Source organism: Sphingomonas sp. PAMC 26605 (genome assembly GCF_000241485.1).
GTDB lineage: Bacteria > Pseudomonadota > Alphaproteobacteria > Sphingomonadales > Sphingomonadaceae > Sphingomonas.
In genome coordinates, this window is record NZ_JH584241.1 from 710464 (window position 1) to 732149 (window position 21686).

Annotated in this window: 28 protein-coding genes; 18 read left to right on the forward strand and 10 right to left on the reverse strand. The window is 66.9% G+C overall.

The annotated features are described in order from the left end of the window. Window positions 1–101: 101 nt before the first annotated feature. Genes RH90_RS03080 through tatC form a run of 5 tightly spaced genes read left to right on the forward strand, consistent with a single transcriptional unit; the run spans window position 102 to window position 2940 of the window. Entirely contained in the window at window positions 102–845 is a 744-nt protein-coding gene (locus tag RH90_RS03080) for a segregation and condensation protein A (protein WP_010183819.1), read from the forward strand. Next, window positions 842–1429: an SMC-Scp complex subunit ScpB gene (gene scpB, locus RH90_RS03085; protein WP_010183820.1), complete on the forward strand. Its 588-nt coding sequence runs from the start codon at window positions 842–844 to the stop codon at window positions 1427–1429. Before RH90_RS03080 ends, scpB begins: the two co-directional genes overlap by 4 nt. Window positions 1430–1455: 26 nt before the next feature. Beyond that, window positions 1456–1692 carry a twin-arginine translocase TatA/TatE family subunit gene (locus RH90_RS03090; protein ID WP_010183821.1) on the forward strand — a complete coding sequence of 79 codons (237 nt, stop codon included), beginning with the start codon at window positions 1456–1458 and terminating at the stop codon, window positions 1690–1692. 19 nt (window positions 1693–1711) lie between these two features. After that, complete coding sequence (tatB, locus tag RH90_RS23295; RefSeq protein WP_010183822.1) at window positions 1712–2164, forward strand: Sec-independent protein translocase protein TatB; 453 nt, start codon at window positions 1712–1714, stop codon at window positions 2162–2164. Then, the gene (gene tatC / locus RH90_RS03100) at window positions 2161–2940 is read left to right on the forward strand and encodes a twin-arginine translocase subunit TatC (RefSeq protein ID WP_010183823.1); all 780 of its coding nucleotides are present in this window, start codon (window positions 2161–2163) and stop codon (window positions 2938–2940) included. Before tatB ends, tatC begins: the two co-directional genes overlap by 4 nt. Window positions 2941–3021: 81 nt before the next feature. Here tatC and RH90_RS03105 read toward each other — a convergent pair whose 3' ends face one another. The 3 genes from RH90_RS03105 to RH90_RS24195 form a co-directional block, all read right to left on the reverse strand. After that, the gene (locus tag RH90_RS03105; RefSeq protein ID WP_010183824.1) at window positions 3022–3156 is read right to left on the reverse strand and encodes an entericidin A/B family lipoprotein; all 135 of its coding nucleotides are present in this window, start codon (window positions 3154–3156) and stop codon (window positions 3022–3024) included. Window positions 3157–3453: 297 nt separating this feature from the next. Next, on the reverse strand, window positions 3454–5049 hold the full coding sequence (locus RH90_RS03110) for a sensor histidine kinase (protein WP_010183825.1): 1596 nt from the start codon (window positions 5047–5049) through the stop codon (window positions 3454–3456). Between the two features lie 6 nt (window positions 5050–5055). Then, entirely contained in the window at window positions 5056–5232 is a 177-nt protein-coding gene (locus RH90_RS24195; RefSeq protein ID WP_157134508.1) for a NepR family anti-sigma factor, read from the reverse strand. A 248-nt stretch (window positions 5233–5480) separates the two neighbouring features. Here RH90_RS24195 and RH90_RS03115 point away from each other — a divergent pair, with 248 nt between their 5' ends. The 3 genes from RH90_RS03115 (at window position 5481) to RH90_RS03125 (ending at window position 7230) form a co-directional block, all read left to right on the forward strand. Then, entirely contained in the window at window positions 5481–6287 is an 807-nt protein-coding gene (locus RH90_RS03115) for a response regulator (protein ID WP_010183826.1), read from the forward strand. 78 nt (window positions 6288–6365) lie between these two features. After that, window positions 6366–6509 (forward strand): hypothetical protein, encoded by a 144-nt coding sequence (locus RH90_RS23880; protein ID WP_010183827.1) that lies wholly within the window; start codon window positions 6366–6368, stop codon window positions 6507–6509. 76 nt (window positions 6510–6585) lie between these two features. Continuing rightward, complete coding sequence (locus RH90_RS03125; protein ID WP_010183829.1) at window positions 6586–7230, forward strand: sigma-70 family RNA polymerase sigma factor; 645 nt, start codon at window positions 6586–6588, stop codon at window positions 7228–7230. An 18-nt stretch (window positions 7231–7248) separates the two neighbouring features. Here RH90_RS03125 and RH90_RS23305 read toward each other — a convergent pair whose 3' ends face one another. Continuing rightward, window positions 7249–7440, reverse strand: a complete 192-nt coding sequence (locus RH90_RS23305; protein WP_157134509.1) for a hypothetical protein — start codon at window positions 7438–7440, stop codon at window positions 7249–7251. Window positions 7441–7515: 75 nt separating this feature from the next. Here RH90_RS23305 and RH90_RS03130 point away from each other — a divergent pair, with 75 nt between their 5' ends. The 6 genes from RH90_RS03130 (at window position 7516) to RH90_RS03155 (ending at window position 13693) form a co-directional block, all read left to right on the forward strand. Further along, window positions 7516–10194 (forward strand): [glutamate--ammonia-ligase] adenylyltransferase, encoded by a 2679-nt coding sequence (locus RH90_RS03130; protein ID WP_010183830.1) that lies wholly within the window; start codon window positions 7516–7518, stop codon window positions 10192–10194. Continuing rightward, window positions 10191–10661: a peroxiredoxin gene (locus RH90_RS03135; protein ID WP_010183831.1), complete on the forward strand. Its 471-nt coding sequence runs from the start codon at window positions 10191–10193 to the stop codon at window positions 10659–10661. The genes RH90_RS03130 and RH90_RS03135 overlap by 4 nt, the downstream gene beginning before the upstream one ends. 221 nt (window positions 10662–10882) lie before the next feature. Next, window positions 10883–12076 (forward strand): M23 family metallopeptidase, encoded by a 1194-nt coding sequence (locus RH90_RS03140; RefSeq protein WP_010183832.1) that lies wholly within the window; start codon window positions 10883–10885, stop codon window positions 12074–12076. Between the two features lie 47 nt (window positions 12077–12123). Continuing rightward, the gene (gene erpA / locus RH90_RS03145) at window positions 12124–12462 is read left to right on the forward strand and encodes an iron-sulfur cluster insertion protein ErpA (protein WP_010183833.1); all 339 of its coding nucleotides are present in this window, start codon (window positions 12124–12126) and stop codon (window positions 12460–12462) included. Window positions 12463–12491: 29 nt separating this feature from the next. Continuing rightward, window positions 12492–13262, forward strand: coding sequence for an exodeoxyribonuclease III (xth, locus tag RH90_RS03150; protein WP_010183835.1), 771 nt, complete (start codon window positions 12492–12494; stop codon window positions 13260–13262). A gap of 179 nt (window positions 13263–13441) precedes the next feature. After that, on the forward strand, window positions 13442–13693 hold the full coding sequence (locus RH90_RS03155) for a hypothetical protein (RefSeq protein WP_010183836.1): 252 nt from the start codon (window positions 13442–13444) through the stop codon (window positions 13691–13693). Window positions 13694–13741: 48 nt separating this feature from the next. Here the strand turns inward: RH90_RS03155 and RH90_RS03160 are convergent, their stop codons facing one another. Beyond that, window positions 13742–14899, reverse strand: coding sequence for a hypothetical protein (locus RH90_RS03160; protein WP_010183837.1), 1158 nt, complete (start codon window positions 14897–14899; stop codon window positions 13742–13744). A gap of 125 nt (window positions 14900–15024) precedes the next feature. Between RH90_RS03160 and RH90_RS03165 the strand changes: the two genes are divergently transcribed. Continuing rightward, window positions 15025–16122, forward strand: coding sequence for a fatty acid desaturase family protein (locus RH90_RS03165; protein ID WP_010183838.1), 1098 nt, complete (start codon window positions 15025–15027; stop codon window positions 16120–16122). 39 nt (window positions 16123–16161) lie between these two features. On the opposite strand, the gene RH90_RS03170 is transcribed toward RH90_RS03165, so the two are convergent. Next, a complete protein-coding gene (locus tag RH90_RS03170) occupies window positions 16162–16518 on the reverse strand; it encodes a hypothetical protein (protein WP_010183839.1) in 357 nt (118 codons plus the stop codon). Further along, window positions 16515–17384 (reverse strand): phenylalanine 4-monooxygenase, encoded by an 870-nt coding sequence (gene phhA, locus RH90_RS03175; protein WP_010183840.1) that lies wholly within the window; start codon window positions 17382–17384, stop codon window positions 16515–16517. Before phhA ends, RH90_RS03170 begins: the two co-directional genes overlap by 4 nt. Window positions 17385–17429: 45 nt before the next feature. On the opposite strand from phhA, the gene RH90_RS03180 reads away from it, so the two are divergent. Together RH90_RS03180 and RH90_RS03185 are read left to right on the forward strand one after the other, a co-directional pair. Next, window positions 17430–18122, forward strand: a complete 693-nt coding sequence (locus tag RH90_RS03180; RefSeq protein WP_037492610.1) for a TIGR02117 family protein — start codon at window positions 17430–17432, stop codon at window positions 18120–18122. Then, window positions 18119–18802 (forward strand): esterase/lipase family protein, encoded by a 684-nt coding sequence (locus RH90_RS03185; protein WP_010183842.1) that lies wholly within the window; start codon window positions 18119–18121, stop codon window positions 18800–18802. Before RH90_RS03180 ends, RH90_RS03185 begins: the two co-directional genes overlap by 4 nt. A gap of 7 nt (window positions 18803–18809) precedes the next feature. On the opposite strand, the gene RH90_RS03190 is transcribed toward RH90_RS03185, so the two are convergent. After that, complete coding sequence (locus RH90_RS03190) at window positions 18810–19088, reverse strand: hypothetical protein (protein WP_010183843.1); 279 nt, start codon at window positions 19086–19088, stop codon at window positions 18810–18812. Beyond that, window positions 19085–20167, reverse strand: coding sequence for a glycerophosphodiester phosphodiesterase family protein (locus RH90_RS03195; protein WP_010183844.1), 1083 nt, complete (start codon window positions 20165–20167; stop codon window positions 19085–19087). Before RH90_RS03195 ends, RH90_RS03190 begins: the two co-directional genes overlap by 4 nt. 202 nt (window positions 20168–20369) lie before the next feature. On the opposite strand from RH90_RS03195, the gene RH90_RS03200 reads away from it, so the two are divergent. After that, window positions 20370–20951, forward strand: coding sequence for a nucleotidyltransferase family protein (locus RH90_RS03200; protein ID WP_010183845.1), 582 nt, complete (start codon window positions 20370–20372; stop codon window positions 20949–20951). Here RH90_RS03200 and RH90_RS03205 read toward each other — a convergent pair. Beyond that, window positions 20948–21646, reverse strand: coding sequence for an SDR family NAD(P)-dependent oxidoreductase (locus RH90_RS03205; protein WP_010183846.1), 699 nt, complete (start codon window positions 21644–21646; stop codon window positions 20948–20950). The genes RH90_RS03200 and RH90_RS03205 overlap by 4 nt on opposite strands. Window positions 21647–21686 lie beyond the last annotated feature (40 nt).

The following is a 21686-nucleotide window of genomic DNA, read 5'->3' on the forward strand; positions in this document are numbered from 1 at the left end:
CCACCACCAGCCTGAAAGAGGCTGGCGGTCCCCCTCCCCCGGTTCCCGGGGGAGGATTGAGATGGTTCTCGCGCTCTCGGCGATTTGCTAGCGTCACCGCAATGACCGACGACCCAGCAACCCTCACGCTCGACCTCGACGGCTGGGAAGGCCCGCTCGACGTCCTGCTCGCGCTTGCGCGCAACCAGAAGGTCGATCTGAAAGCGATCTCGATCCTCGCTTTGGTCGACCAGTATCTCCGCTTCGTCGAGCAGGCGCGCGCGATCAAGCTCGAGCTCGCGGCGGATTATCTCGTGATGGCGGCGTGGCTCGCTTACCTCAAATCGGGGCTGCTGCTGCCGCGCGATCCCGAGGTCGAACCCAACCCCGAAGACCTTGCGCTGCGCCTGCAGCTCCGCCTCGAACGCCTCAGCGCGATGCGCGAGGCCGGTGCGCGGCTCGTCGCGCGCGACCGGATCGGCCGTGACGTCTTTCCGCGCGGCGCGCCCGAAGGCTTGCGCACGCAGCGCAAGGCGCTGTGGCAGGCCGAGATCTACGATCTCATCGCCGCCTACGGCGTCATCACGGCGCGCACGCGCCCCGTCATGCACGTCGTCGCGCAGCGCGAGGTGATGACGCTCGAGGCCGCGCTCGAGCGCGTCGGGCGGCTGCTCGGCATCACGCTGGAATGGCGGACGATCGAGACCTTCCTGCCGCCGGCGGCGACGGGCGTGTTCCGCAAATCGGCGCTCGCCTCGAGCTTCGTCGCCGCGCTCGAGCTCGCCAAGCAGGGCAGGGCCGAGCTCCGCCAGCAATCGCCCTTCGCGCCGCTCTATCTTCGTACGCCGGCGGCAGAGCGGGCATGAGCGCGCCGGACCCGATCGTCCGCGCGGTCGAAGCCGTCCTGTTCGCCGCGACCGAACCGATGACCGCCGACGCGATCCGCACGCATCTCGAAGGCGTCGAGGTACGGCCCGCGCTCGCGGCGCTCCAGGCCGATTATGCCGGGCGCGGGATCGAGCTCGTCAAGCGCGGCGAGCGCTGGCATTTCCAGACCGCGCCCGACATGGCGCATCTGCTGCGCCGCACGCACGAGGAACCGCGTAAACTCAGCCGCGCCGGGATCGAGACGCTCGCGATCATCGCCTATCACGAGCCGACGACGCGCGCCGAAATCGAGGCAATTCGCGGCGTCGGCATCTCGAAGGGCACGCTGGACGTATTGATGGAAGCGGGCTGGATCAGGCCCGCCGGGCGGCGCGAGGTGCCGGGGCGGCCGCTGCTCTATGCGACCACCCCCGAATTCCTCGCGCATTTCGGATTGGCGAGCCGGCGCGACCTGCCGGGGATCGATGATCTGCGCGCGGCGGGGCTGCTCGACCCGGTCGATCTCGCCTTCGAGCGGATCGACTCCGACGCGGAGGTGGAAGTTTCCGACGAGGAGGACTAGATAGGGATGACCTTAGGAGACCGATCATGGGTGGTTTGAGTATTGTACACTGGCTGATCTTCGGCGGGATCGCGATCCTCGTCCTGGGCGGCGGCCGTTTCTCGAACATGATGGGTGACGTCGCCAAGGGCATCAAGTCGTTCAAGAAGGGCATGGCCGAGGACGACGAGCCGAAACGCGAGCCGAGCCGGATCGAGGCCAAGGCGTCGGCGGACCCCGTGTTCGACCGCGACGGCAATCGCATCCGCGACACCGAAGTCTGATCAGCGGCACCGCGCTGCCATGTTCGATGTCGCATCGTCCGAAGTGATCCTCCTGGGCGTCGTCGCCCTGCTGGTGATTCCCCCAAAGGATTTGCCCAAGGCGATGCGTTTCGCCGGGCACTGGATGGGGAAGGTGCGCGGCGTCGCCAACCAGTTCCGCTCGGGCTTCGACACGATGGTGCGCGAGGCCGAGCTCCAGGAAATGGAAAAGAAATGGGCGGCGGAGAATGAGCGGATCATGCGCGAACATCCGCCTGAGCCATCGCAACGCGCTGCGCTCTCGGGGCACGCGCATCTCGAATCGGGTGCGCAAACCGATGTCGGCTATGATGGCACCGAGGGCGACGCCCCGCCGATGATGGTCGAGACCCCGGCGCTGACGGCGCCGCCTGTCATTGCCGAACCCGCCGGCCCCGGTGCACATGCCGAAGCGCCGCATCCTGCCGAGCCCGAACCCAAGGCGCATCCGTGAACGCACCCGTCGACGATCTCGAAGCCAGCCGCGCGCCGCTGCTCGATCACCTGGTCGAACTGCGCAAGCGGCTGTTCTTCTGCATCGTTTCGGTGCTGGTCGTGTTCATCGCGACCTACATCTATTCGCGCGAGATCTTCACTGTGCTCGTCCACCCGTTGCTGCTGGCTGGGCAGACCAGGATCGTCACCGTCGGCGTGTTCGACGGCTTCTTCGTCCAGCTCAAAGTGGCGCTGTTCGCGGCGCTGATGATCGCCTTCCCGGTAATTGCCAATCAGCTCTGGGCGTTCGTCTCGCCGGGGCTCTACACCAAGGAAAAGCGCGCGCTGCTGCCGTTTCTGTTCGCGACGCCGGTGCTGTTCGTGATCGGCGCAGCGATGGCCTATTTCGTCGCGATCCCCTCGGCGCTGCATTTCTTCCTGAGCTTCCAGGGCAATCTTGGCGGGGTGCAGCAAGAGGCGCTGACCTCGGTCGCGAGCTATCTCGATTTCGTGATGCAGTTCCTGTTCGCGTTCGGGCTCGCCTTCCTGATGCCTATTCTGCTGATGCTGGTCGAACGTGCCGGGCTCGTCACGCGCAAACAATTGGTGAGCGGGCGGCGCTATGCGATCGTCGGCTGCTTCGCGCTCGCGCTCGTGCTGGCCCCACCCGATGCGGGCTCGATGATCATGCTCGCGGTGCCGCTGGTGGCGCTGTACGAGCTGGCGCTGATCGCGATCTGGTTCACCGAGCGCAAGCGCGTCAAGCAGGCATCGACCGAACTCGTCGAGAGCTGACCACACGAACGCCGCGCAGCAAAAAGGGCTGCTCCCGAGGTTCGGGAGCAGCCCTTTCACTATGGCGCTGAGCGCCGCCGGTTACTTCGAGCTGTCGGCGGTCTTGGCAACCGTGTCGCCGGCCGAGCGGACGTCCTTGCCGACGCCTTCGACGGTGTTGCACGCGCCGACGAGCAGCGCGGCGGCAATGACGGCGAACGAGGTGACTTTACGCATGATGTTACTCCTGAAAGGTGCGGGCCCAGCGGTCAGCCGGTTGCCTCTTCGCTCCAATGATCGATGCCTAAAATCGTTCCGCAACCCTAACGGGACGGCCGGCATTCGATGCGGGCGGCGGAAAAATAATTGGGCCCGGAAACGCTACCGGGGGGGGGAGGGTAGCGTTTCCGGGCCCATGTCTTGGATAGCGAGAGCGGGGGGGCATAAATTCGCTATCCGAAGAGTAAAACGGGTTTCGCCGAGATCGGTTCCCGCAAAAAATGCCCGAGCGCATTTTTTTCGCGAAGCGACCGATCAATCGCGTCCCGTCACCGCGACTGCGATTTCATAGGCGCCGACCATCGGATCGTAATGCAGCTTCGAGCGCAACTGCCGCGACAACCCTTCGATCACGCGACCGTAGCGTTCCGCCACGAGGACGCGCATCCGGTCGTTATCGACCAGCGCGGGCGAATTGATGCGCAGCACCGCACGATCGGCGACGTCGGCGGGCGCGATCGAGATGCGCAAGTTCGCTGTTGGATTTACCGTCATCGCGAGTTCGACGATCTCGGTGAGCAGAAAGGCGATCGCGATCGCGACGTCCTGATTGGCGAGGAAGGGGGCGATGTCGAGCTGGATCGCGATCGGCGCGTCCTCGGGCGCGGTCGCGCGGATGTTCGCGGCGAGTTCCCCGAGCACCGAGCGCAACGACAGACCGCGATTTTCCTCGAGCTCGGCGAAATGGTTGCGGTGCACCACGGCAAGCGCATCGACGCGCCGCTGGATCGAGGCATAGGCCTGCGTCGCCTCGACGCTGCGCGCGGCGCGGGCATGGAAGTTGATCAGGCTCGAGATCACCTGAAGGTTGTTCTTGACGCGGTGATGCACCTCGCGCGTCAGCTTGGTCTGGCGGACCAGTCCCTCGGCGAGGCCGGCTTCATGCTCGGCCACGGTGCGGCTGATCGCGCGGAACGTCTCGCCAAGTTCGCGGATTTCCTGTGCGGGCAAGGTCTGCATCGCGCCGGGATCGATTTCCTCGCCAGGCACGAAATTCGCCACGCGCGTACGCAATTGCCGGAGCGACCGGATCAGCAGCCGATCGACGACGAACCAGCTGATCCCGGCCGCCGCCGCCCACATGATGATCGGCAGCAACAAGGCCACCAGCACCGGCGAGGTGATCGGCGCGCGCTGTACCTCGGTCGTCAGCACGACCGCGCCGACCCCAATGACGGTGTTGATCGTCGCCCGGCGTTCGAGCGCGGTGCGGGGCGGCAGCGCGTGGAGGACGACCGTGTCGCGATCGAGCACGAGTTGCGCTTCATAGGGCTGCGGCGCGTTGCTCGGTGCGGCGGTCGCCGCGAGCACGCGCGTCGGGAAGAAGGCGGCGGCGCTGGTGCGGCCGCTGGTGCTCGTGGTCGACAGCGTCAGCCCCTGGCCCGGGATCAGGCGCGCGGCGATCGCGGTGCCGGGTTTCGGCCGCGCAGGCGCGGTGCCTGTCGGCAGAGATTCGCCGCAGATGACGCGGCCGCGCGCGTCGGTGATGACGAAGCGCGTGCCGGTGACAGCTTGCGGCGCGAACACGCCTTGCGCGCGTGCACAACTCGGCGCGTCGCCCGGATCGATTTCGAGCGCGTTGAGCGAAACCCGCAGCGCGGTCATGTCGCCGACGAGTTCGATCGCGAGCTTGCGGGCGCTTTCGGTGGCATTGACCTGCATCTGCGCGCGCGTCGCGTCGTCGGCGAGCTGCGCGGTGCGGACCGTCGCGAAAAACGCGATGATCGCCAGCGGCAGCAGGCAGATGCCGAGAATGAGGAAGACCTTCGCCCCGGTGGGGATCCGGTCGAGGACGCCACCGGACCGCCCGGATTCAATCGAGGGGGCGGTGTCGCCAGCGATGTCGTTCATGCAAGGCTAGTCCAGCTTACCCAGCAGGTCGAGCATCTCGGGCGGAATCGTCTCCTCGACGGTGCGTTGATACACCGTCCGTAGCGCCGCACCCATATCGCGGTCCTTGCTCTGAACCTTCGCGCCCGAATTGGACGTTCGCGCCGCAATCGGCTTTTTTGAAGATTCGTCGCCCGAACGCAATGTCGTCCCCCTGGGTCACACCGGAAGACCCGGTCGAGTTGATGTGGTACCGTAACGACCGCGTTTAGATCGCCTGTCGGACAATCGCAACGATCGATGTTCCAGCATGAAACCAAATAGGGCTTCGTTGGTTCCGCACTCGACGCGATTTAAATTCCGCATATTTCGGGGTGCGAAAACGCGTTGCATTGCCGGGGGGCCGCTTCCACAAGGTCCCCATATATTACCTCAGGGAGACCCCGACAGTCATGTCGCTAGGACAGCAGCTTGCCCCCCATCTTCCCTTTCTGCGCCGCTATGGTCGCGCGCTGACCGGGAGCCAGACGCATGGCGACCGGTACGTCCGGGCGACGCTCGAGGCGATCGTTGCCGCGCCCGACGAATTTCCACGCGAAGTGGATCCGCGGTTGGGCTTGTATCGGATGTTCCAGGCGATCTGGACCTCGACCAATTACGACGAAACCCCCGAGAATATGAGCGCGGGCGATTCCGACGGCCAGGAATCGATCGCGCGCGCGCGTCTCGCGCGGATGACCCCCTTGTCGCGCCAGGCGCTGCTGCTCACCGCGATGGAGGGTTTCACCCCCGAAGACGCGGCCTATCTGATCGACGTCGATCGGAGCGAAGTCGAGACGCTGGTGAGCGAAGCGCTCGCCGAGATCGAGAAGCAGACGCGCGCGCGCGTGCTGATCATCGAGGATGAGCCGATCATCGCGATGGACATCGAGACGATCGTACGCGACCTCGGCCACGACGTGACCGGCGTCGCCGTGACGCGCGACGAAGCCGTGGCGCTGGCGATGGAAGATCGTCCTGGCCTGGTCCTCGCCGATATCCAGCTCGCCGACGACAGTTCGGGGATCGACGCGGTCAAGGACATCCTTGCCGAGTTCGAGGTTCCGGTGATCTTCATCACGGCCTTCCCCGAGCGCTTGCTGACCGGCGAACGCCCCGAGCCGACCTTCCTCATCACCAAGCCGTTCCAGCGTTCGACCGTCAAGGCGGCGATCGCGCAGGCGCTGTTCTTCGACCAGGCGACCGTTCCAGCGGTCTGAGGGAACCCATCCGCGCCCCCGGGTGTTGGGTTCCATACGATACGGAACCACAACGACACCAAGGATCGGGGAGCGCGGATGGCCGACGACGATAAGATCGAGCTGAGCAAGCAGGACGCGCGTGCAGGCTCGACGCCGCATGTCACGCGCTATGTTCTCGGCATATCGCTTGGCCTGATCATCGTACTGTTCGCCGTTCTGCTGCTTTTTTCCCAACGATAAAGCCGTCTAGCCGCTCACGTTGGACATTGCCGTCCCGCGACCCCATTTGCGCTTCGCACAACTGAGACTGGATTACATGACCGACGCGATCGACCACGACGAAGATGATGCGCCTGACGCCGTGGTGGAGCACGTCCCGCTCTCCGACCCGGAATTCAAGGCGCAGCTGGCGCAGGTCATTCCGCATCTGCGCGCCTTCGGTCGGTCGCTCTCGGGCAATCGCGACCTCGCCGACGATCTCGTCCAGGAGACGCTGATGAAGGCGTGGGCCGCGCGATTGCGTTTTCAGGCCGGCACCAACATGCGCGCCTGGACATTCATCATCCTGCGCAACCTCTATCTCAGCCAGATGCGCCGGTCGCGCTTCAAGGGCGAGTGGGACGATCTGGTCGCGGATCGGATCCTCGCCGCGCCGGCGAGCCAGGACAAGCATGTCGAGCTCGGCGACATGCAGCGCGCGTTGCTGCATCTGCCGCAGCCGCAGCGCGAGGCGCTGATCCTCGTCGGTGCCGGCGGATTCGCATATGAGGAGGCCGCGGAGATCTGTGGCGTCGCGGTCGGCACGATCAAGAGCCGTGTCGCGCGTGGCCGAGTCGCGCTGGAAGCGGTGATGAGCGACAATTCGCTCGCGTCGCGCCGCACGCACAGCAACGAACCGGGCATGTCGGCGCTCGACACGATCATGGGCGAAGTCGACGAATTGAGCCGCGAGCGTCGCTGAACCGCGCGCCGCGCTTGCTCAGCGGCGCGGCGTGCGATCGTCGATCGTGTTCAACGCTGCGATCAGATCCGCAAAATTGTCGCTCTCGTCGAGCCGTTGCGCATACGCCGCGCGCAGCGTCGCCGATATCGCGTCGCACCGGCGCGGGGCCGCGACGGTGTACGCCGAATCGGGCAGATTCTGTCCAATCAAGGCAAGCGGTATTGACATATCGCATCAACGGTCGACGTCAGCGTTGGTTGCGTGGCATGTGTCCCCGTCTCCTCCCTAAGTACGATCGCTAGGATGCCCGACGTGCTTTCCCATCAACAGGTTGTTGCCGCGGTCGAGCGGGCTCGTGCGTTCTCGCCGTTCCTCGCGCTGCTGCTCGATCGCGAGCCCGAGCTTGCCCGGACGCTGTCGAGCGGTGAACTGCCCGCCGTCTCGACGCTCGCGATCTTGGACGCGACGATGCCGCCCGCGCGGCGGTTGCGGCTCGAACGCCGACGGCTCGCGCTCCGTGTCGCGATCGGCGATCTCGCCGGGTGCGACGATCTCACCACCGTCACGTACAGCCTGTCCGATTTCGCTGATCACGCGCTCGACACCGCGATCAGGACCGCGATCGAGGAACGCACGCCGGGCGCCGCGCCGCTCGGCTTCACCGCGATCGCGCTCGGCAAGCAGGGCAGCCACGAGCTCAACTATTCCTCCGATATCGACCCGATCCTGCTGTTCGACCCGGCGACGCTGCCGCATCGCCCGCGCGAGGCACCCGAGGAGGCCGCGGTGCGGATCGCCAAGCGTGTCGTCGAGATCCTGCAGGCGCGCGACGGTGACGGCTATGTGCTGCGTGTCGATCTGCGGTTGCGCCCCTCGCCCGAAATCACGCCGATCGCGCTGTCGGTCGATGCGGCGATCTCCTATTACGAATCGCTCGCCTTGCCATGGGAGCGAGCCGCCTTCATCCGCGCGCGTGCGGTGGCGGGCGACGTCGCGCTGGGGGAGCGGTTTCTCGGCGCGATTCAGCCGTTCGTGTGGCGCCGCGCGCTCGATTTCGGTGCGATCGGGGAGATCCGCGGAATCTCCCGGCGCATCCGCGATCATTATGCGCAGGGGCAGGCGTTCGGACCGGGGTATGATCTCAAGCGCGGGCGCGGCGGGATTCGCGAGGTCGAATTCTTCACCCAGATCCACCAGCTGATCCATGGCGGCCGCGATCCCGCGCTCCGCGTCGCCGATACGCGCGGCGCGCTCGCGGCGCTGGCCGCGGCGGGGTGGGTGGACCCGGCCGAAGCCAAGGCGCTGAGCGAAGCCTATACGCTGCTGCGCACGATCGAACACCGCGTCCAGATGATCGAGGATCGCCAGACGCACGAACTGCCGACCGGCGCGGCGCTCGACCATGTGGCGCAGCTCCACGGGCTCGCCGATGCTGGCGCGTTGCTCGACCTGTTGCGTCCGCCGGTCGTGGCGACGGCGCGCAGCTACGATGCGCTCGATCCCGACGAAGGCGACGCTCTGTCGTTCGAGCGCGACCGGCTCGATACGCAATTGGCGCAAGCGGGTTTTGTCGAGAGCAAGCTAGCCGCGCAGCGGATCGAGCAATGGCGCGGCGGCAGCTATCCCGCGTTGCGCAGCCCCGCGGCGCGCGCCGCGCTCGAGGCGGTGCTGCCCGGCGTGATCGCCGCGCTCGGCGGTTCGCCCGATCCGCAAGGGGCGATCGCGCGGCTCGACCGGATGCTCGCGCGGCTGTCGAGCGCGGTCAATTTCTTCCGGCTGCTCGAGGCGCGGCCGGCGCTCGCGCGGCTGCTCGGCTTGATCCTGAGCCATGCCGAGACGCTCGCCGAGGATCTCGCGCGGCGGCCCGAACTGATCGACGGGCTGATCGACTCGACCGCGCTCGACCCGGTCGGCGATATCGCGACGCTGGCACAAGAGATGACCGGCGGCGCCGATTACCAGCTACAGCTCGATCATGTCCGGCGGATCGTCGGCGAGAAGCGCTTTGCGCTGGGCACGCAGATCATCGCCGGCGTCGCCGATCCGCTCGTCGTCTCGGCGGGCTATGCGCGCGTCGCCGAGGCCGCGATCCGCGTGCTCGCCGCCGCGACGACCGCCGAATTCGCCGCGTCGCATGGCCGCGTGCCGGAAAGCGAACTGGTCATCTTGGCGCTTGGGCGAATGGGGGGCGGGGCGCTGACGCACGCGTCGGATCTCGATCTGATCTATCTCTTTACCGGCGATTATCTCGCCGAGTCCGATGGCGCGAAGCCGCTCGGCGCCGTCCTCTATTACAATCGGCTGGCGCAGCGGGTCAGCGCGGCCTTGTCGGTGCCGACGGCATCGGGGCCGCTGTACGAGATCGACACGCGCTTGCGGCCGTCGGGGACGCAGGGGCCGCTCAGCGTCTCGCTCGACGGCTTCGCGCGCTACCAGCGCGAAAGCGCCTGGACCTGGGAGCATATGGCGCTCGCCCGCGCGCGCTGCGTGTTCGGCAGCGCGGAGGCGGATGCTGCGGTCACCGCGATCATCGGCGCAGTGCTGCGCGGCGATCGGCCCCTGCGCGATGTGGTCGCCGAGGGGACCAAGATGCGCGCCGACATGGCAGCGCACAAGCCCGCGCTCGGGCCGCTCGACGCCAAGCTGCTGCCGGGCGGGCTCGTCGATCTCGAATTCGCGGTGCACATGGTGCAACTGCAAAGCGGGCAGGGGCTCGATCCCAATCTACGCCGCGCGATCGAGTCGCTGGTGGCAGCCGGGTTGGCCCCGGCGGCGATGCTCGCCGCGCACGATCTGTTGACGCGCCTGCTCGTCACGCTGCGGCTGGTCGCGCCCGACGCGCGTGCGCCGGGGCCGGCGACGCAGGCGCTCGTCGCGCAGGCGCTCGGCATGGCGGATTGGCCCGCAGTGGTTGCCTCGCTCGATGCGACGCGGCAGGAGGTGTCGGCCTGGCTCAGCCACGTGGAGGAACCGACGCCATGACGACGATGACCGTAGGGGATACGCTGCCCAACCTCGACCTTGTCCTGCCCGACGGTACGCGCACGAATTTGCGCGACCGCGCCGGGCGGATCCTCGTGCTGTATTTCTATCCCAAGGACGATACCAGCGGATGCACCCGCGAAGCGCAGGACTTCAGCGCGCAGCAGGCCGCGTTCGCGGCGCTCGGTGCCGATGTCCTCGGCGTGTCGCGCGACACGCCCGCCAAGCATCAAAAATTCATCGCCAAATATGATCTGAGCGTACCGCTCGCGAGCGACGAGGACGCCGTCGTGCTCGATGCGTTCGGGGTGTGGGTCGAAAAGCAGCTGTACGGCAAGAGCTATATGGGGATCGAGCGCGCGACCTTCCTGTTCGACGCGAACGGCGTGCTCATGCGCGCCTGGCGCAAGGTGCGCGTACCCGGCCATGTCGCCGAAGTGCTCGAGGTGGTTCGCGCAATCGCGTGAAGGTTCCCGCGCATCTGTCGATGCTATCAGTATATTTACACTCTGCTCAACGGTTCGCCGTAACCATCTGCCGCTTGGCCGCGACGGGCGTAGCGCGCCCTTGCGTGACAGGCGCGCTATCGGTCACACACTGCGCGTCCGGGAGCAGGGGGTTGTCCCCGGATCGAAAGTGGGGCGGGCGCTGGCATTATCCGGCAAACGCAATTGATCGCCGGGGTCCAATGAACCGAATTTCGATCGAGTCTGGTGCGCGGCTGGTGTCGCGCGTGAAGGCCTATTTCAAGACTCGCGACTTTATCTTCCACGACGGACGGGACCTCAAGCGCTTTAGCCTGGGTGGCCGTGCGCAGGCGATGATGGCAGGTGTCGCGGGTGTGACGCTGTGCTTCTCGGCGTACGGCGTGGCGCAGGCGGCGGTCGGCGCCGCGGCGATGAGCGGCATCGTCGATGCCCCGCTTTCGCCCGACGCCAAGGTCGCGCAGCTGCGCGTCCGCGTCAGCAAGATGCAGGCCGATGTCGCGACGATCAAGGCCGTCGCGCAGGCGCATGCCGCACGGATCGACCAGCGCCAGGCGCTGCTCGTCGCGGTCGTCTCGGGCAAGGGCGACGTCGCCGCGCTGACCAAGCCGATCCCGACGATCGACCCCAAGGCCGATGCGCTCGCCGCCGATGTCGTCGCTCCATTGAAGAAGGTCGAGCAGCAGCAGGTTGCCGTCGCCGTCCAGGCGCGCCGCGTCGTCGATCAGCGCTTCGCCAAGGCCGTCGCGCATGTCCGCAGCCTCGGGCTCAATCCGGCGCGGATCGTGGCGAAGCAGCCGGCGATGGGCGGCCCGTTCGAAGCCGCCGACAGCGCCGCGACCGAGGCCGATCTGCGCGCCGACACGCAATTCCGCTCGCTGTTCATGACGTGGAAGAAGCTCGACACGCTCCAGCAGGGCGTGATCGCGATCCCCTCGGCCCAGCCGGTGGCGCATCTCGCCTACACCAGCAATTACGGGATCCGCTCGGATCCATTCCGCGGCACCGCGGCGATGCATGCCGGCGTCGACATTCCCGGCCCGGTCGGCACGCCGGTCTACGCCACCGCCGACGGCCTCGTCGATCGCGCCGAGCGCGCGGGCGGCTATGGCAACATGGTCGAGCTCGATCACGGCAAGGGCATCCAGACGCGCTACGGCCATCTTTCCAAGATCCTCGTCGAATCGGGGACTCGCGTACATCGCGGGCAGCTCATCGCGCTGATGGGGTCGACCGGGCGGTCGACCGGCCCGCATCTGCATTACGAGGTCCGGATCGACGGGCATGCGGTCAATCCGGTGCCGTTCCTGCAGACCGCCGACTATCTCGTCGCGGCGCAGGACAAGACGATCAACACGATCCCGGTCTCGGTCGGCGGCCCGGCCGCGGCCGACTGATACCGGCGCCGGTTGCCGTTACGCCCGGCAAGGCCTATCTTCCCGCTATGGCCACACTCGCTCCCGAAATCGCGCTTACGCCCTCCGCCGCCGCTCGCGTTGCGATGATCGCAGGGAAGCAGGGCAAGCCGCCGATCCTTCGCCTGTCGGTCGATGGCGGCGGATGTTCGGGCTTCCAGTACAAATTCGGCTTCGCCGATTCGGTCGCTGCCGATGACGCCGTCGCCGAGCAGGATGGGGTGCGGCTCGTGGTCGATTCGATCAGCCTCGATCTCGTCCGCGGTGCCGCGGTCGATTATGTCGAGGAACTCGGCGGCGCGGCGTTCAAGGTGACCAACCCGCAGGCTGCGTCGGGTTGCGGTTGCGGTTCCAGCTTCTCGGTGTAACGTCCGCCCCAAACAAGGGGCTGCGCCACGTGAAGATCGTCACCTACAACATCAACGGGATCAAGGCGCGGCTGCCGCGCCTGCTCGAATATCTCGCCGAGCAGCAGCCCGACGTAGTGTGCCTGCAGGAACTGAAGACCAGCAACGAGACCTTTCCCGAGGCCGATATCCGCGACGCCGGCTATGGCGTGCTGTGGCACGGCCAGAAGAGCTGGAACGGCGTCGCGATTCTTGCCAAGGGGCAGGACCCGGTCGAGCGACAGCGCGGTTTGGCGGGCGAGCCCGAGGACGAGCATAGCCGCTATCTCGAGGCGGAGATCGACGGCCTGGTCGTCGCGTCGATCTACCTCCCCAACGGCAACCCACAGCCGGGGCCGAAATTCGATTATAAGCTGCGCTGGATCGACCGCCTCGCGAAGCGTGCGCGCGATTTGCTCGCCGAGGAACTGCCGGTCGTGCTGGCAGGCGATTACAACGTCATCCCCAATGACGACGACACCTATTCGGTCCGCGCGATGCAGACCGATGCGCTGATGCAGCCCGAGAGCCGCGCGGGCTTCCGCACGCTGCTCGCGCAGGGCTGGACCGATGCGCTGCGCACGCGCCATCCCGGCGGCGGCGTGTGGACCTTCTGGGACTATCAGGCGGGGGCGTGGCAGCGCGACGCGGGGTTCCGCATCGATCATCTGCTGCTCAGCCCGATCGCGGCCGACCGGCTGATCGATGCCGGCGTCGACAAGGACTATCGGGCGCGCGAGAAGGCGAGCGACCATGCGCCGACCTGGGCAACGCTGCGCTGAAGCACCCGCGCCGACATTCGGGATTTTCCACCGCACCTTGGCGCTCGTGGCCATTCATCTGCGGGAAAGATTACGTCATTATCTAGTACAATCAACACGATAAGTGTTTGGCATGACTAGTGCACTGCTACAGTTGCGGGCCGTCCAGCGGAACCCGCCAACTTTGCGGAGGACTGACCATGACCACCTTTCTGCTACTCGCCACGAGCGCAATGAGCATCGCCACTTCGCCCGTCATTGCCGCCGAGGCGCGCCCGGCTGCGCCGGTTGCCGCGCAGACCACCGACGCCGTCGCGCGTGCGTCGAGCACGGGGGTAACCCGCTATTGCGTCATCGAGCAATTCACCGGCTCGCGCATCCCGCACAAGACCTGCAAGACCCGCGCGGCGTGGCTCGCGGAGAACGAGTTCGACCCGCTTGCCAAGCAGTGATGACCCGATGTTTGCCGCGCGCCCGGGCGCGCGGCATACGTCTCCGTGTCACAGCGTCTTTTCGTAGATCCAGTAGCGCTTGTTGATCGTGCACTGGATCGCGTCGGCGATCGAGCGCATTCCCTGATTGTCCTCGAGGATCCAGCCAATCTCGCCGCGCGTCGCGCCGTAATGCTCGACCGAGGCGTCCTTGATGTACTGGATCAGCATGAAGGCGAGCTGGCTCGCCATGCGCGACGCCTGCAATTCCTTGACCACCCCCATCAGCGGGACGCGGACCGTGCGCACCTTGGGCTTGCGCAGCCACAGCAGGATCTTGGCCCAGCCGAACGGGAGGAGATTGCCCTTGAGCGGCTTGATCACCTCGTTGAGGTCGGGAAGGTCGATCATGAACGCGACCGGCTTGCCGTCGAGCTCGGCGATGCGGATCAGGTCGTTGAACACGATCGGCTTGAGCTTGACCCCGACATCCTTGATCTCGGGCGGGGTGAGCGGCACGAAGCCCCAATTGTCCGACCAGGCGTCGTTGAGGATCGCGAGGATGATCGCCGCCTCTTCCTCGAACTTGGTCTTGTCGACGTTGCGGATGCGGATCCGCGGGTTCTTCTCGCCCGACGCGATGATCCGCTGGAGCAAGGGCGGGAAGGGCTTGGTGATGTCGAGATCGTAGGTCAGCAATTCCTTGACCTTGTGATACCCCGCCGCCTCGATCCAGCTGCGATATTCGGGCTTGGCGTGGCCCATCATGATCGTCGGCGGATGGTCGAAGCCTTCGACCAGCAGGCCCGGTTCTTCCCAGATCGACATGCTGATCGGCCCGAGTGCGCGCGTCATGCCTTGCTCGCGCAGCCAGCCCTCGGCTGCGGCGATCAGCGCGGCGGCGATCGTCGCGTCCTCGGCGTCGAACAGCCCCCATTGCCCGCACCCCGGACCGAAGCCCTTGGACGGATCCATCGTCAGTGCGAGCGTGTCGATATGGGCGGAGATCCGCCCGACGACCTTGCCGCCGCGCTCGGCGAGAAAGAGCTGCGCCTTGGCGTGGCTGAACCAGCCGTTCTTCTCGGGCGTGATCAGCCCGAGTGCCTCGCCCTTCAGCGGCGGAACCCAATTTGGGTCGTTGGCGTAGAGCCGAAAAGGCAGATCGACGAAGCGCTTGCGATCGGCCTTGCTGTCGATCGGCCGGATGGAGAGCGGGGCAGTAGCCATGGGCAGTTCACCTCTTGGAGAGCGTTCGAGCCCTTTCCGCTACGGTCGCCAGCTGTCAAGCAATCGCGCGGCTCCCCCCTGTTTTGCCACCATCTAGCCACTATCTTCTTGCAATGGCTCACTCCATGAACGCTTCGATTTCCTTTGATCAGCGCGCTACGGCGCCAACCGTCGCGCCGCGCGTGCCGTTGTCGAGCATCGCCGACGATCGCGCGATGCTGCGCACCGTGGCGGAGCTGACGCGCGATCTCAATGCGCCGCGTCCCGCTATCTATTGGACCGACTTCCTGCTTTCCGCCGGGCTGGGCTATGCCGGGCTCGCGGTCGCAATGACGACGGGGTCGCTGGCCCTCGGGCTCATCGCTGCGGTGGTGGCGATCCTCGGCCTGTACCGCGCGGGCAGCTTCATCCACGAAATCACGCATATGCGCCATGCCTCGGTGCCGGGCTTCCGGCTCGGCTGGAACCTGATCGCGGGCGTGCCGCTGCTGGTGCCGAGCTTCATGTACGAAGGCGTCCACAACCTCCACCACGCGCGCACGCGCTACGGCACGGTCGAGGACCCCGAATATCTGCCGCTCGCGCTGATGAAGCCGTGGACGCTGCCGGTGTTCATCCTCACCGCGCTGCTCGCGCCGATCGCGCTGCTGTTCCGCTTCGGCGTGCTGAGCCCCGTGTCGCTGTTCGTGCCGGGGCTGCGTCGCACGCTGATCGAGCGCTATTCGTCGCTGGCGATCAACCCTGCGTTCCGCCGCCGCCTGCCCGAGGGCGAGGTCGCGCGGCAGATGCTGCTGCTCGAGATCGCGTGCAGCGTTTGGGCGATCGTGCTGATCGGCGTGATCGGGACGGGCGTGCTGCCGCTGCACCAGGCGCTGATCTTCGGCGGAATCCTGTCGGTCACCTATGTCCTCAATCAGGTCCGCACATTGGTCGCCCATCTGTGGGAAAACGAGGGCGAGACGATGACGGTCACCGCGCAATATCTCGACACCGTCAACGTGCCCCCGCCGGCCGTGCTGCCGGTGCTGTGGGCGCCGGTCGGCTTGCGCTATCACGCGCTGCATCACCTCATCCCCGGTGTGCCCTATCACGGTCTGGCCGAGGCGCATCGTCGCCTGTCGGCTGCGCTGGCGCCCGAATCGCCGTACCACAAGGCAAGCTATCGCGGGTTGCCGGGGCTGGTTTCGCGGCTGGTGCGCAGCACGATGGGCGGTCGTCGCTAATCGTATCGTGACGGCGCTTCGACGCCGTCGTGCCGGTTGTTATGCGGCATCCTCGCGACGCAGCGAGCTCAGCAGCGAATCGTAGATCACCTTGGCGCGGTTGAGCCCAAGCTGACCGCGTCCGCGGTCGTCGATCGGCAGTTCGCCGCGGACGCCGAACCCGTCGCGCAGAAATTCGCGATCGTCGTAGCGCGTCTTGAACGCCTGGAGGAAATCGCGGCATTCGCTCGCCATGGCCGCGCGCTGCTCGAAGCTCAGTCGAGGGAGCGCCTCGCCCAACTCGGCATGGAGCGCCTTGAGGCTGCCGAAAATATGCGACCGCTCGGCCATGAACGCTTGCAGCGTCGGCCACTGTTCCTCGGCGAGCGCCCAGCGCTCGCGTTCGGCGCGGCTCACTGCGCCTTGGCCAGCGCGTACGCCTGGGTGCCGCGGGTCAGCAGCGTGTCGTCGGGCAGGATTTCCGCAACGGGCACGTCATCGATTGCGGCGAGCTTGGTATAGAGTGGCGCGAAATCGGTCTCGACCGTCATGCGCAGCAAATCCTCGAAGCTCGGGATCACGAAATAGTTCTGCTGGTAATCGTCGATCCGGTACTCGGTGCGCATCACGCGCTCGAGATCGAACGCGATCCGGTTGGGGCTCGGATCGTCGAGCGCGAAGCGGCTCTCGGCGAAGCTCGACACGATCCCCGCGCCGTAGAGCCGCAGCCCCTCGGGCTCGGCGACAAGGCCGAATTCGACCGTGTACCAATAGAGCCGCCCGAGATATTTCAGCGCGTCCAAGCCTTGCGCACGCTGGCCGCCGCGGCCGTACGCCGCGAGATAGTCGGCGAAGACCGGGTCAGCGAGCATCGGGACGTGTCCGAACACGTCGTGGAACACGTCGGGTTCCTGGAGATAGTCGAGCTGATCGGCGCGCCGGATGAAATTGCCCGCGACGAAGCGGCGGTTCGCCATATGGTCGAAAAACACGTCGTCGGGCACCAGCCCCGGCACCGCAACGACCTGCCAGCCGGTCAGCTTCATCAGCCGCTCGGACAGTTCCTCGAAATCTGGGATTCCCGGTTTAGACAGCTTGAGTACATCTAGCCCGCGTAGATAGGCGTCCGACGCGCGGCCCGGCAGCAATTTCGCCTGGCGCGCGAACAAGGTGTCCCAGACATGGTGTTCTTCGGCGCTGAAATGCGCCCAATCCTGCGGGATCGTCCAATCGGCGGCGGCGCCGGGCGGGGGGCGGTCGAGAACGTGCGTATCGTCGGTCATCGCAAAACGCTATCACAGCCATGGCTGGTCTGGAAATGCTTACGGATGAAACGAATTCTTCGCGGGGCAGGAAGCGTGCTTGGCGCGGCGATGCTGTTGCTGGTCGCTTATGGGGCCGCAGGAATGGCGGGCGGCGCGATGCCGCGCAATGTCGGCTGGGCGCAACCAAGCGACGGGGTGCGGATCCTGGTCGAGAGCAACGGCGTGCATACCGATCTCGTGCTGCCCAAACTCGCGGCGGGGGTCGACTGGCGCGATCTGCTGCCGGGCGATGACCTGGCCGATCCGCGCTATGCGGGATTCGATCATGTCGCGATCGGCTGGGGCGAGCGCACCTTCTATCTCGAGACACCGACCTGGGCCGACGTCAGACCGCTGACCGTGCTGCGCGCCGCGGTCGGCAGCGATCGCACCGTGCTGCATGTCGAGCACGTCGCCATGCCCGCCGCCGCCGATGATGCGCGCACGGTGGTGTTGCGCCCCGAGGAATATCGCCGGCTCGCGGCGTTCGTTCGCGCGAGCTTCGCGGGTCGGCAGGCGTGGCACCGCACCGGCTATGGGCGCAACGACGCTTTCTATCAGGCACGCGGGCGCTACAGCGCGATCGAAACGTGCAATGCCTGGACCGGCGACGCGCTGCGCGCGGCGGGCGTGCGGATCGGCGCGTGGACGCCGTTTCCGGTGACCGTGCTCGGCTGGTTCGCCCCGCCGCGATATCGCGCGCGAGACGGGTCGTGAGGCCGCCGTCCAAGGCGCTGCTCGCGCTCGAAGTGCCGCGCGGCGTCTGGGGGCTGGCATCGCTGCTGGGCGCACGCGCACAGCTGGCCAAAGGGCCGCGCGGCGACGGGCGGCCGGTCCTGCTGCTCCCGGGGCTGTTCAACAGCGACCTGTCCGGGATTTTCCTGCAGCGCTACCTCGTATCGCTCGGCTATCGCGCCGAGGGGTGGGGGCTCGGGCGCAACATCGGGATGCGCACGATCGGGACCGATGGCGCGCATCTGCATGACCGGATCGCGGCGCTCGCGGCGGCGAGCGGCGAACCGGTGACGCTGGTCGGGGTCAGCCTCGGCGGGATCATGGCGCGGTTCGCGGCGCACCGCTGGCCCGAGTTGGTGCGCGAAGTGGTGACGATCAGCGCGCCTTACGCCGGCAGCCCGCGCGCGACCAACGTCTGGCGCGCGTTCGAAGTCTTCACCGGTGACCGGATCGACGCGCCGCACGTGATGGCGCACAGCGCCTTGGTCGCGCAGCCCCCGCCGGTGCCCACCACCGCGATCTGGAGCCGCAGCGACGGCCTCGTCAACGGGATGATCTGCCACGATCCCGAAGCGCGATCGGTCGAGGTGCGCAGCAGCCATGTCGGCGTGCAGGTCCGGCCGGCGGTGTTGCTCGCGGTGGCGCGGGTACTGGGGGCCTGACCGGGGCTTAGCTTCCCGCGCGATACCCGTCGTAGCGGTCGCAGTCGGCGCGCTGCTGCTTGCGGCATTCCTGCGCCCAGCGGCGGCGGTCGGCGCCTTCGCGCGCTTCCTGCTTGCGCATTTTGCGTCCGTAATTGCGGTCGGCCTCGGACTGGCTCGTCGTCGTCCAGTCGACCGCCTTGCTCCCCGCCTTGACCGGGAAGGTGGCGATGCTGGCGGCGGTCCTGATGCAGCCTCCGGCGATCAGCGGGAGCAGGGCGGCGGCAAGCAGCGGGCGGTACTTCATCGATGATCCTTCAGGGCGTTACGCGTTGTTACGCCAATTCCGGGAAAATCGGTAAAGAAACCATCAATGCCGAGCGCGAGATAGCGCCGCATCGCCTCCTCGATCCGGCCGTGCGCGGCGGGATCGGTGCCGACCTGCAGGCTCGGCGCGAGGAAGACATTCTCGGCGCGGAAGGTCCAGGGGTGGAGCCGCAGCCCGGCGGCATGCGCATCGGCGACGAGCGTCGTCGGCGGCGCATCGCCGTTCTGGATCATCGCCAGACCGGGGCCGATGCCATAGGCGTAGCGCGCGATCGCCTTGAGCCCGTCGGGCGTCGCCATCGCGGCATAGCTCGGCGCGGCATGGTCGGCGGGGCCGCCGGTCGCATCCATCAGCTGGATCAGCCGCAGCCCGGTCATCGTGTGGATCCGCTTGAGATTATCGACCTCGAACGACTGGATGAACACGGGGTCGCTCGGGCTGTTCCAGCCCGCCGCCTTCAATTGCGCGACGAGCAACGCGTCGGTCGGATGGCCGATGCCAGCGAAATAGCTCGGATGCTTGGTCTCTGGATAGATGCCGACGACGCGCCCGCCGACCGAATGCGCCTTGGCGAGCGCGATGATTTCGGCGAGCGTCGGGATCTCGAACTGGCCGTCATATTTCGCGTTGGCGGGGCGCAGCTTCGGCAAGCGCTCGACCGCGCGCAGCGTCTTGAGCTCGGCGAGTGTGAAATCCTCGGTGAACCAGCCGGTGTGGCTTTCGCCGTCGATCACCTTGGTGGTCTTGCGGGCGGCGAATTCGGGGTGCTGCGCGACGTTGGTCGTGCCGGTGATGTCGTTCTCGTGGCGCGCGACCAGCACATTGTCCTTGGTCGGCACGAGGTCGGGCTCGATGAAGTCGGCGCCCTGCTCGATCGCGAGCGTGTAAGAGGCGATCGTATGTTCGGGCCGCAAACCGCTGGCGCCGCGATGCGCGATGACGATCGGCGGGGAGAGCGACGCGGGGGCGGGATGCGGCATCGCGCCAGTCTGCGCGATCGCGGTGCCCGATACCAGCAGCAGCGAAGCGGCGATCGCCGTGCGCGTGATCTTCGTCATGGTAATTCCCTGCTCCGTGCCGACACTGGCGTCAGTGCCATGGCGGAGCTGCGTGACAGTTTGACGATACCACCGCGCTCCGAACCCGCCAGGACGCGCAGACCCCGCGGCGGAAAGGTCGCGCGCTCAGACAGATGCCGGAGCGATTCGCGCGGATTACGCGTTTATCCGCTACGATCGATGCTGGCTCGGAGGGACGGACATGATTGCGATCGCGGACTGTGCGTTGATCCTGCTCGCGGCGGGGCGGTCGAAGCGGTTCGGCGATGCCGACAAACTGCAGCAAATCTTCCTCGGCAAGCCGCTCGCCTTCCATGTCGTCACCGCGCTCGAGGACGTTCCGTTCAAGGCGCGCTTCGCGGTCTGTTCGGAAACCGCGCTCGATTTCGCCAGCCGCGGATACGCCGTGTTGCACAATGACGACCCCGACGACGGCATGTCGGGCTCGGTCAAGCTCGGCGTTCGCGCGGCGATGGAGATCGGCTGCGCGGGCGTGATCGTCGCGCTCGCCGACATGCCGCGCGTTACCGCGTCGCATATCTATCGGCTGATCGACGCGGCCGACGGGATCGGCCCCGCCGTGGTGATCGCGTCGAGCGACGGCGTCCACACCAGCCCGCCCGCTTTGTTCGGCACGGGGCAGTTCGAGGCGCTGCTGCGCTTGTCGGGCGACGCGGGCGCGCGCGACATGGTGCGTGCGGGGCGGCACGTCATCGCGCCCGAAACGGAGTTGCTCGATATCGACCGGCCCGAGGATCTCGAGCGGTTGCGCGGCCTGCGTTAACGCACGTAGCTCGCGCCGTTCACGTCGAGCACCGCGCCGGTCATCGAGGGCGGGGCGGTGAGCGCGAGGAAGCGCGCGGCTTCGGCGACTTCCTCGGGCGCGGCGACGCGGCCGAGCGGGATGTCGGCGAGCAGCGCATCGCCGCCCCGGCTGGACAGATAGTCCTCGGCCATTCCCGTCATCGTGAACCCCGGGCAGACCGCGAAGGCGAGGATGTTCTCGCGCGCATAGCCGCGTGCGATCGACTTGGTCATCGCCACCATTCCCGCCTTGGAGGCGGCGTAATGCCAGTGCGCCGGCGAATCGCCGCGATAGGCGGCGCGGCTGGCGATATTGACGATCCGACCGCCGACCCCGCGTTCCTGCCAGTGCCGCACTGCGAAGCGGCACAGTTCGGCCGATGCGGTGAGGTTGATCCGCAGCGTGCGCTCCCATTGCTCGACCCAGACCGCATCCTCGGCGTCGATCGGATTGGCCTCGAACACGCCAGCATTGTTGATCAGCACGTCGATGCGTCCGTTACACCGCTCGAGCGCAGCGTCCCACAGCGCGCGCGGCGCGGCGGGGTCGGCGAAGTCGGCGGGGATGCCCGATCGGGTGCCGTGGCCGACGACGGTGGCGCCGGCGGCTTCGAGGGCGGTGAGGGTCGCGGCGCCGATGCCGCGCGACGAACCGGTGAGGAGGATGTTGGTCATGCGCCGGTGTTTAGCGGGGTGTTCGCGCAGGCGCTACCTG

Coding starts and splice junctions, on each gene's coding strand:
- RH90_RS03080 (WP_010183819.1), top strand. CDS start 102: ATGACCGACGACCCAGCAACCCTCACGCTCGACCTCGACGGCTGGGAA.
- scpB (WP_010183820.1), top strand. CDS start 842: ATGAGCGCGCCGGACCCGATCGTCCGCGCGGTCGAAGCCGTCCTGTTC.
- RH90_RS03090 (WP_010183821.1), top strand. CDS start 1,456: ATGGGTGGTTTGAGTATTGTACACTGGCTGATCTTCGGCGGGATCGCG.
- tatB (WP_010183822.1), top strand. CDS start 1,712: ATGTTCGATGTCGCATCGTCCGAAGTGATCCTCCTGGGCGTCGTCGCC.
- RH90_RS03105 (WP_010183824.1), bottom strand. CDS start 3,156: ATGCGTAAAGTCACCTCGTTCGCCGTCATTGCCGCCGCGCTGCTCGTC.
- RH90_RS03110 (WP_010183825.1), bottom strand. CDS start 5,049: ATGAACGACATCGCTGGCGACACCGCCCCCTCGATTGAATCCGGGCGG.
- RH90_RS03115 (WP_010183826.1), top strand. CDS start 5,481: ATGTCGCTAGGACAGCAGCTTGCCCCCCATCTTCCCTTTCTGCGCCGC.
- RH90_RS23880 (WP_010183827.1), top strand. CDS start 6,366: ATGGCCGACGACGATAAGATCGAGCTGAGCAAGCAGGACGCGCGTGCA.
- RH90_RS03125 (WP_010183829.1), top strand. CDS start 6,586: ATGACCGACGCGATCGACCACGACGAAGATGATGCGCCTGACGCCGTG.
- RH90_RS23305 (WP_157134509.1), bottom strand. CDS start 7,440: ATGTCAATACCGCTTGCCTTGATTGGACAGAATCTGCCCGATTCGGCG.
- RH90_RS03130 (WP_010183830.1), top strand. CDS start 7,516: ATGCCCGACGTGCTTTCCCATCAACAGGTTGTTGCCGCGGTCGAGCGG.
- RH90_RS03135 (WP_010183831.1), top strand. CDS start 10,191: ATGACGACGATGACCGTAGGGGATACGCTGCCCAACCTCGACCTTGTC.
- RH90_RS03140 (WP_010183832.1), top strand. CDS start 10,883: ATGAACCGAATTTCGATCGAGTCTGGTGCGCGGCTGGTGTCGCGCGTG.
- erpA (WP_010183833.1), top strand. CDS start 12,124: ATGGCCACACTCGCTCCCGAAATCGCGCTTACGCCCTCCGCCGCCGCT.
- RH90_RS03155 (WP_010183836.1), top strand. CDS start 13,442: ATGACCACCTTTCTGCTACTCGCCACGAGCGCAATGAGCATCGCCACT.
- RH90_RS03160 (WP_010183837.1), bottom strand. CDS start 14,899: ATGGCTACTGCCCCGCTCTCCATCCGGCCGATCGACAGCAAGGCCGAT.
- RH90_RS03165 (WP_010183838.1), top strand. CDS start 15,025: ATGAACGCTTCGATTTCCTTTGATCAGCGCGCTACGGCGCCAACCGTC.
- phhA (WP_010183840.1), bottom strand. CDS start 17,384: ATGACCGACGATACGCACGTTCTCGACCGCCCCCCGCCCGGCGCCGCC.
- RH90_RS03180 (WP_037492610.1), top strand. CDS start 17,430: ATGAAACGAATTCTTCGCGGGGCAGGAAGCGTGCTTGGCGCGGCGATG.
- RH90_RS03190 (WP_010183843.1), bottom strand. CDS start 19,088: ATGAAGTACCGCCCGCTGCTTGCCGCCGCCCTGCTCCCGCTGATCGCC.
- RH90_RS03195 (WP_010183844.1), bottom strand. CDS start 20,167: ATGACGAAGATCACGCGCACGGCGATCGCCGCTTCGCTGCTGCTGGTA.
- RH90_RS03200 (WP_010183845.1), top strand. CDS start 20,370: ATGATTGCGATCGCGGACTGTGCGTTGATCCTGCTCGCGGCGGGGCGG.
- RH90_RS03205 (WP_010183846.1), bottom strand. CDS start 21,646: ATGACCAACATCCTCCTCACCGGTTCGTCGCGCGGCATCGGCGCCGCG.